This is a genomic window from Paenibacillus sp. UNC217MF, from assembly GCF_000686865.1.
GTDB classification, from domain to species: domain Bacteria; phylum Bacillota; class Bacilli; order Paenibacillales; family Paenibacillaceae; genus Paenibacillus_B; species Paenibacillus_B suaedae.
In genome coordinates, this window is the sequence record NZ_JMLT01000027.1 from 50,788 (window position 1) to 60,218 (window position 9,431).

Here is a 9,431-nt window from a genome sequence, read left to right on the forward strand (position 1 = left end):
TCATCATGCACGATCAGGAGAAGGAACGATGGCCGCTATCGGGGGCGCAGGCAGGAATTTGGTTCGCGCAGCAGCTCGATCCTGAGAACCCTATTTTCAACACCGCTGAATGTGTGGACATCCGCGGGCCGATAGATCCTGCTCGCTTCGAAGCGGCTCTGCGTCAGGCGGTGACAGAGGCCGAGGCGCTGCATGTCCGCTTTGGAGAGGATGCAGACGGTCCATGGCAGAAGATCGTCCCCACAGACGACTGGGTGCTGCACATGATTGATCTAAGCAGAGAGGTTGACCCGGAAGGCACAGCCCGAGCGTGGATGAACCGCGATATGGAGAAGTCCGTTGATTTGCATACGGGGCCTCTTTTTACGGAGGCACTGTTTAAGATCGAGAGCGAGCGGTACCTCTGGTATCAGCGCATTCACCATATTGTCATTGACGGATTCGGCGCAGCATTGCTGATGCAGCGTGTAGCGCAAAACTATACAGCATTAACATACGATCTTCCGAATGGAGCAGGAACGTTCGGTTCCTTGCAATCCATTTTGGAGGAGGATGCGGCATATCGTTCATCGGAACAGATGAACCGTGACCGGGAATTTTGGCTGGAGCGCTTCTCCGACAGGCCGGAAGCAGTAAGCCTAGGAGGACATGCGCAGCGAACGGCCCGTCGCTTCGTGCGCCGAACTGCGCATATTCCGGCTGCCACCGTGAGCGGATGGCAGTCGATTGCAGCTGAGTCGGGAACAAGCTGGCCGGATGTTCTCGCAGCAGCGACCGCGATATATGTGCATCGGTTGACACAGGAAGAGGAGATCATTCTTGGTCTGCCTGTAATGTGCCGACTAGGATCAGCCGCATTGCGCGTTCCTGGTATGGTCATGAATTTGCTTCCGCTGCGTGTGGAGGTAAGTCCGGAGAGAAGCCTTGGCGACCTGCTGCGTGAGGTGACACGCGAGATCCGCATGATTCGGCGTCATCAAGGGTATCGCCATCAGGATTTGCGCAGAGACTTGAAGCTGCTTGGCGATAATCGCAGGTTAATCGGCCCGCTTATTAATGTCATGCCTTTTGTCGAGGATGTCAGCTTCGCAGGCTATCGCGGCAAAGTCAGCAACCTGTCCGCAGGGCCTGTCGATGATTTGACGATTAACGTATACAGCCATGCGGATGGCAGTGGGCTGCGTCTCGACTTCGACGCGAATCCGGAAATCTACAGCCTGGATGAGCTGTATGCCCATCAGAAGCGCTTCCTGCATCTATTGGATGGAATTGCGCATGCAGAATCGAATCTGCCTATTGGACAGCTTCCGGTGATTACGCCTGAAGAACGCCGACAGGTGCTTGAGGAATGGAACGATACTGCACATGATGTGCCGAGCATAAGTGTGCCAGAGTTGTTCGAGGAACAGGTGGAGCGCGCTCCCGAAGCAGTTGCGGTCGTGTGCGAGGACGAACAGCTTCGATATGGAGAGTTGAATGCGAAGGCCAATCAGCTTGCCCATTATCTCATTTCCTGCGCTGTCGGGCCCGATCGTATTGTGGCGCTGTCTCTCCCACGCTCGGTGGATGCGGTCATTGCTATATTGGCTATCCACAAGACAGGAGCCGCTTATTTGCCGCTTGATCCGGACTATCCAATCGAACGGCTTGCCTATATGCTGGAGGATGCTGATCCAGTCTGTCTGATTGTGACGAAGGAGACGTCAGTGAGCTTGCCACCTTGCAGCAGGAAGACTATCGTGCTGGATGAATCGGCAACCATAGCTGCGCTGGCGCAATCACCTGCTCACAATCCTACGGATGAGGACAGGATCATGGCAATTTCAGCATCGCATATTTCATATGTCATTTACACTTCCGGCTCCACTGGGAGACCGAAGGGGGTCATGCTTACATTTGGCGGCTTGGCTAATCTGCTGCATGACATGAAGGCCCGGTTGGCGCTGAGTGAACAGGATCGGATGCTGTCCGTCACAACAATATCATTTGACATATCCGTAATGGAGCTGCTGCTGCCGCTTATATCCGGATCTGTACTCGACAATGCCCGTAAGGAAACAATTCTGGATCCGTCCGCACTGGCAAGCAGGATTGCAGCGACAGGCGCGACGATCATGCAGGCGACGCCGACACTGTGGCAGGCGCTTGCCGACAGTAGGCCGGAACGATTCGCCGGGCTCAAGATGATTACGGGCGGCGAGGCGATGCCACTCGTGTTGAAGCTGGCGCTGCAGGAGTTGAACGGCGAGGTTAACAATCAATATGGCCCGACGGAAACGACAATTTATTCGACTGCGGGGCTGCTTGATCATAGTCCAACGAACAAACCGTCTATCGGACGTCCAATTCGGAATACAAGGCTGTATGTGCTCGACAGTTCATTGGAGCCAGTGCCTCCCGGGGTAGCGGGAGAATTGTATATTGCAGGCGCCGGACTTGCGCGCGGATACTTGGGACGTGCGGATTTGACTGCTGAGCGCTTCGTTGCCGATCCATTCGGTTCTCCTGGTACGCGAATGTATCGTACAGGAGATATGGTGCGTTGGTTGGCAGACGGCACGATCGATTATTTGGGACGTGCGGATCACCAAGTGAAGCTGCGCGGATTCCGGATTGAAACGGGTGAAATCGAGTCGCTGCTGGGTGCCTATCCTGACATCTCACAAGCAGCGGTTACGCTTTATGAGGATCATGCGGGTGAACAGCGTTTGGCGGCTTATGTGGTTCCATCATCATCGTCTGGACTTGAACCTGCAGAACTGCGTCAATATGTAGCACGGAAGCTTCCGGATTACATGGTGCCGTCCGCTTTCGTTGTTCTTGACGCAATGCCGCTTACACCGAACCGTAAAATCGACCGCAAAGCTCTGCCTGCGCCGGATCGCGCTGCGGCAGCATTGGGACGCGAACCGCGTACACCGCAAGAGGAAATCATATGCGCCTTATTCGCAGAGGTGCTGGGGCTTGCTCGCGTAAGCATCGATGATGATTTCTTCGCTCTCGGCGGACATTCCTTGCTCGCGGGACGAGTTATGGTGCGTGTGCGAGAGGCATTCGGCGTTGAGATGAATATCGGAAGCCTGTTCGAAGCGCCAACTGCAGCGTCTCTCGTGCGGCGTCTCGATTCTGCACAGGAGCAGAGACCAGCCATCCGCGCGAGCTTAGGCAAGCGGCCTGAGCGGCTGCCACTTTCTTTTGCCCAGCAGCGACTATGGTTTCTGTACCGGCTGGAGGGGGCAACGCCTACTTACAATATTCCGCTTGTTGCCCGAATGTCGGGTGAACTGAATGTCGGGGCGCTTCAGGCAGCTGTTTATGATGTGGTGGATCGTCATGAGACACTGCGTACGATTTTCCCGGATCAGAATGGTACTTCAAGTCAACTGATACTAAATTCAAAGGATGTACAAATACCATTCGAGGTGCTGGACGTAAGCGAGCAGGAACTGAACGGCAAGCTAGAGGAAGCAGTACGATACAGCTTCCGTCTCTCGGAGGAGCCGTCGCTGCGAGTTCACTTGTTCCGAACGGCGGCGAACGAGCAGGTTCTTTTGCTGCTGCTGCATCATATTGCAGGCGATGGCTGGTCGCTCATGCCGTTGACTCGTGATTTGTCGATTGCGTACGAGGCTCGTTGCCGGGGCAAGGCGCATGCGTGGACACGGCTTCCTGTCCAATATGCTGATTATGCGCTGTGGCAGGAACAGCTGCTTGGAAGCACCGATCAAGCGGACAGTCTTATCGCGCGCCAGCTCGATTACTGGACGGAAGCACTGAAGGGTTTGCCAGAGGAGATGGAGCTGCCTACTGATTATCCGAGACCTGCAGCCGCTAGCCATATGGGAGGCACCGTCCAGCTGCAAATTGATCCTGTCCTGCATGGTCGGCTGACAGAGCTTGCGAGAGGGAATCGGGCCAGTTTGTTCATGGTGCTGCAGGCTGCGTTGGCCGTGCTGCTCACCCGACTTGGGGCGGGCAATGATATTCCACTTGGTAGTCCGATCTCAGGCCGCAATGATGATGCGCTTGACGGTTTGATTGGTCTGTTCATCAATACACTTGTCATACGCAACGACACGTCGGGCAATCCAGGCTTTGAAGAGTTGCTGTCCAGAGTGCGCAAGGTCAGTTTGGAGGCGTATGAGCATCAGGATGTGCCTTTCGAGCGCCTTGTGGAAATACTGAATCCGGTTCGCTCGCGTGCTAGGCACCCGCTTTTCCAAATCATGCTCGTGCTGCAAAATACGCCGGAAGCGTCGCTGGAATTCCCAGGCTTATCGTCAAGCCTACAGCTTGAGAGCGTGGGTACGGCGAAGTTTGATTTGACTTGGGAATTGAACGAGCGTCGCAACGCAGATGGAGCGCCGGATGGTCTGGATGGGATTGTGGAGTTCAGCGCAGACCTGTTCAAGCGCGATACGGTTGAGCTGCTAGCTGCGCGTTATGTGCGCATATTGGAAAGCATCGTCTTAGAACCAAGCAAACCGATTGGAGAAATTGATATATTGCTGCCAGAGGAGCGGCATGATCTAGCGCAGGATTTGCTGGCATGGAGTTCATCTGTCCCAGATGCTGCGCAGGCCACAATTCCGCAATTGTTTGAAGCGCAGGCTGCCCGTTCGCCGCAGGCCATTGCTGTTGTTCATGAAGGCGTGACTTTAACATATGGACAATTGAACAAACAGGCAAACCGCTTGGCGCATCTGTTGATGGAGCACAAGGTTGGGCCGGAGCATATTGTAGCGCTTGCTTTGCCAAGGTCGATGGAAATGATCGTCGGCGTATTGGCTGTATTAAAGGCAGGGGCAGCCTACTTGCCGCTTGATCCTGATTATCCAGCGGAGCGGCTTGCCTATATGCTGGAGGACGCAGGCCCTGTATGTATCGTGACGGATCAGCGCACGATTGACAAGCTCCCGGATGGAGGGATGGGGGCTGTGCCGCGCATCCTACTGGATGATCCGGAAGTGATACGCCAGTTAGCAAGCTGTTCCGAATCTGATCCTGTAGACCATTTGTGCAGGCGCAAGCTCTCTCCTTACAGTCCGGCTTATATCATTTATACGTCCGGCTCCACGGGCAAGCCGAAGGGTGTGCTTGTTCCGCATCAGAACGTGGTGCGGCTGTTCTCCGCAACCGAGCATTGGTTCCATTTCGGTGCCGATGATGTGTGGACGTTGTTCCATTCTTATGCCTTTGACTTCTCGGTATGGGAACTATGGGGCGCACTGTTGCATGGGGGCCGACTTGTCATCGTGCCTCACGCTGTCAGCAGATCGCCAGAGGAGTTCTTGGGTCTGCTCGTGCAGGAGGGGGTAACGGTGCTGAATCAGACGCCGTCTGCTTTCTATCAACTCATGCAGGCGGACAGGGAGCATCCGAACCTCGGGCAAGCGCTGTCGCTGCGCTATATCGTCTTCGGAGGAGAGGCGCTGGAACTGGGGCGTCTGAGAGATTGGTACGAACGGCATGCGGATGATTCGCCGCGGCTTATTAATATGTACGGGATTACGGAGACGACAGTTCATGTCAGCTTCAATGAGCTGAACCGCAATAGTGACGTTCCGGGAGCATCCAGCCTTATCGGCGAATCGATTCCGGATTTGAGGGTGTATGTGTTGGATGATGCACTGCAGCCCGTACCGTATGGCGTAACAGGAGAAATGTACGTATCCGGAGCAGGCTTGGCACGCGGCTATTGGGGTCGGCCGGGCTTGACGGCGGAACGGTTCGTGGCCGATCCATTCGGCCCGCCTGGAAGCAGAATGTACCGCACCGGAGATTTGGCGAAGCGTGTGATTGGTGGTGGATTGGACTATTTGGGCCGTGCAGATCATCAGGTGAAAATTCGCGGCTTCCGCATCGAGCTGGGCGAGATTCAAGTCGTGCTTGCCAGACATCCAAGCGTAGCTCAGGCGGCGGTCATTGTGCGGGAGGACAACCCAGGTGACAAGCGGCTTGCGGCTTATGTGGTTCCTGCTGCAAATACCCCTTGGGATGCGGCGGAGCTGCGCCGACATGCGGCTTCCATGCTGCCTGATTACATGGTGCCATCAGCCCTTATTGGGCTGGATGCACTGCCGCTCACGCCGAATGGCAAGCTGGATCGCAAGGCGCTCCCGGCGCCTGATATTGCCCTTGATGCAGATGGGCGCAACCCGAGAACGCCGCATGAAGAGGTGCTCTGCGATCTGTTCGCCGAAGTGCTGGGTCTTCGCCGCGTCGGAATCGATGACAGCTTTTTCGAGCTGGGAGGACATTCGCTGCTTGCGGTTCGGCTTATCAGCCGCATCCGAGAAGCGCTTGGACGAGAGCTTAGCATTGCGGTATTGTTCGAGGCGCCAACCGTGTCTGGACTCGCGGAGCGAATGGAGCTAGATCGGGACAGCGGGAACAGTGCGCTTCAAGTGCTGCTTCCGCTGCGGACGCATGGCGAAGAGATTCCGCTGTTCTGCGTCCATCCGGCAGGTGGCTTAAGCTGGTGCTATGCCGGATTAATGAAGCATCTTGGCGTGAATTATCCAATTTACGGCTTGCAGGCACGCGGAATTGCGCAGGCAGAGGAGCTTCCGCAGACACTTGACGAGATGACGGCTGACTATATTCGCCACATCCGCATGGTTCAACCGCAGGGGCCGTACCGCTTGCTGGGCTGGTCGCTGGGCGGCAATGTCGCGCATGCGATGGCTGTGCAGCTGCAAGAGGAAGGGGAAGAGGTTGCGTTTCTGGCTATGCTGGACGCCTATCCGAGCCACTATTTGCCGATTCGGGGGGAACCGGATGAAGAAGAAGCGTTGACCGCCCTGCTTGCCTTGGGAGGCTATGACCGCGACAGTATCGGCGATGAGCCGCTGACGATTGCAAACGCAATCCGCATTTTGCGCAGTGACAGCAGCGCCTTGGCTACGCTGGATGAAGCGACGATTATGAATTTGAAGGTTACGTATGAGAATTCGGTTCGTCTGTTGGGTGCTTATGTGCCGAGAAGGTACGAGGGCGATCTGCTGTTCTTCCGCTCGACGATCATTCCAGACTGGTTCGATCCGATTGAGCCGGAGATGTGGATTCCTTATGTGGGTGGTTGTATCGAACGCCATGATATTGCATGCCGGCATAAAGATTTATGCCAGCCAGGGCCTTTAACTGAAATTGGGGCAAGCATCCTAGTAAAGCTTCAAAATGAGAGCAGTAGGAAGGACGTTTCTGAAATCCATGTGTAGGTATCCTCTGTATCGGGTATTCTCTGTATCCTCTATTTTTAGGAGACCATCTTCCCTTTGAAGTGATTAGTTGAGCAAGTTAAGGGGAAGGGGAACAAGGGATCAATATATTCGTGGCAAAGTGCGAACTAATTATTTTCAATGAAATTCACATGAAATCTACTTATGAAGGGGAGAGGTTGCAGAATGGCAAATCCTTTTGAGCAAGCAGACGGCTCGTTTTTGGTGCTGCGAAATGATGAGGAGCAATATTCGCTTTGGCCAGCCTTCGCGGCCGTACCTGAGGGCTGGTGCAAGGTTCTTGGCCCTGCTTCTCGGGAAGAGAGCATCGAATATATTAATTTACATTGGATAGATATGAGGCCCCGAAGCTTAGTGGCGTCAGTGACATCTGTGCTGGAAGAGGCTCAATGAGCAGGCGCTTGGATCCGAAAAAAGCAGTGTGCATCGTGTACGTGGCAGCCATGTTCGTGGTTGCCATGGACGCGACTATCCTCAACGTTGCGCTGAAAACGATAAGCGACGAGTTTCACATTCCGCCAGCCGCATCGGGAGCGCTTAACGTAGGATACTTGGTAAGCATTGCGATCGTTCTCCCGTTGGCAGGCTGGCTGGGAGACAGATGGGGCACCAAGCGCATCTTCTTGCTCGCACTTGCGATATTTACTGGTGCGTCGGTTCTGTGTGGAACGGCTGCAGATGTACACTCGTTAATCTTCTACCGCATCCTGCAGGGGATAGGGGGAGGTTTAATTACTCCACTCGGAATGGCCATGCTGTTCCGGACATTTCCTCCTCAGGAGCGGGCCAAAATCTCACGGTCGCTCGTGCTGCCAATCGCAATTGCACCTGCTGTGGGGCCAATCCTGAGCGGTGTGATGGTCGAGCATCTTTCATGGCGCTGGATTTTTTATGTGAATTTGCCGCTCGGAATTGCTGCTTTGCTGCTTGGCCTTCTGTACTTACAGGAGCATAAAGAGCAAGAGGCAGGCCGTCTGGATATTCCGGGCGTCCTGTTGTCGGCACCAGGGCTCGGACTGGTGATGTACGCGCTTAGCCAAGGTTCGCTGCAGGGCTGGAATTCACCTGTAATAATCGTTGCGGGCAGTGTGGGAACGGTGTTGCTGGCAGCACTGTTCTTCGTTGAATTGCGAGTCCAGAAGCCGTTGCTGGATTTAAGGCTCTTGCAAGACCGTTTGTTCCGGACGGCAGGACTTGTCGCCATGTGTTCCGCTGCGGGATTGCTCGGCATGCTGTATGTATTTCCGCTCATGTATCAGCATGCGCTGCAGGCTTCGGCCTTAGATGCCGGCTTGACGACTTTCCCCGAGGCATTGGGACTTATGGTGTCCTCGCAGCTTGTACCACGGTTCTATCCAAGGTACGGGCCCAAGCGTATTATTATAGTCGGACTGCTCTGCACATCGGTGATCTTCGTACTGCTAAGCATGGTTGGGGCGGGAACGAACCCATGGCTCATACGAGGCATGCTGTTCGCGGTCGGCCTGTGCTTGGGACATGCAGTTGGAGCCGTTCAGATCGCAGCCTTTTCAAATGTACCGACAGCCTCGATGGGGCGCGCAACCACTTGGTTTGCGGTTCAGAACAGGCTGGGACCGGCCATAGGAATGGCCGTATTGTCCGCCATCATGGCTGCGATGGCAAGCGGACAACTAGCGAACGGAGCTGTAGAAGCTGCCCATGCCAGACAGCTTGAAATGAATCTTTTCGCTTACCGTTCCGCTCTGCTCGGTGCTGCTGCGTTTCTGCTCATTGGCTTATGTGCGGCCTTCCGAATCCAGGACAGCGACGCTGCCGCGACCATGAAATCTCGGCAATCTTCCATTACTGCGACGAAGCCTGTAAAGACTGAAGGATAGGGGATAAAAGATCACGTATCTATGCCCAAATATTAGAATTTCATGTTTCAATATTCTATCTTTATTACAAAGATAGTCTGTTTTTTCCCAACCGTCGTGGATAAGTGATAGAGGCAATATCCAAGTAGAGTAAAGGTTTAGAACAATTTTGACGAGTTTTGAGAAAATTTCGTTTTAGGTTGGGAAAATTATAGTGAAACCCGTGTGGTTATAGTAAAATTACTATATTGGTGTTTTGCAAAAGCCTGATTTATCTAGGTTGAACAGTAACATTAGATGTATTGAAATTTTAGGTGGTTGAACAGTAACATGAGATGTATTGAAATCGTCT

3 protein-coding genes are annotated in these 9,431 nt (G+C 54.1%); all 3 read left to right on the forward strand.

Features of this window, described 5'->3' with window-relative positions; translation table 11 throughout:
• The first annotated feature begins 5 nt into the window (after nt 1-5).
• The 3 genes from BP95_RS0114980 (at nt 6) to BP95_RS0114990 (ending at nt 9,100) form a co-directional block, all read left to right on the forward strand.
• Complete coding sequence (locus BP95_RS0114980; protein ID WP_028532589.1) at nt 6-7,220, forward strand: amino acid adenylation domain-containing protein; 7,215 nt, start codon at nt 6-8, stop codon at nt 7,218-7,220.
• Between the two features lie 186 nt (nt 7,221-7,406).
• Nucleotides 7,407-7,634 carry an MbtH family protein gene (locus BP95_RS0114985; RefSeq protein WP_028532590.1) on the forward strand — a complete coding sequence of 76 codons (228 nt, stop codon included), beginning with the start codon at nt 7,407-7,409 and terminating at the stop codon, nt 7,632-7,634.
• Nucleotides 7,631-9,100, forward strand: a complete 1,470-nt coding sequence (locus BP95_RS0114990) for a DHA2 family efflux MFS transporter permease subunit (protein ID WP_028532591.1) — start codon at nt 7,631-7,633, stop codon at nt 9,098-9,100. Before BP95_RS0114985 ends, BP95_RS0114990 begins: the two co-directional genes overlap by 4 nt.
• Nucleotides 9,101-9,431 lie beyond the last annotated feature (331 nt).

What these genes read in the sequence shown, in the direction of transcription:
- BP95_RS0114980 (WP_028532589.1), top strand. Translation starts at nt 6, where the DNA reads ATGCACGATCAGGAGAAGGAACGATGGCCGCTATCGGGGGCGCAGGCA.
- BP95_RS0114985 (WP_028532590.1), top strand. Translation starts at nt 7,407, where the DNA reads ATGGCAAATCCTTTTGAGCAAGCAGACGGCTCGTTTTTGGTGCTGCGA.
- BP95_RS0114990 (WP_028532591.1), top strand. Translation starts at nt 7,631, where the DNA reads ATGAGCAGGCGCTTGGATCCGAAAAAAGCAGTGTGCATCGTGTACGTG.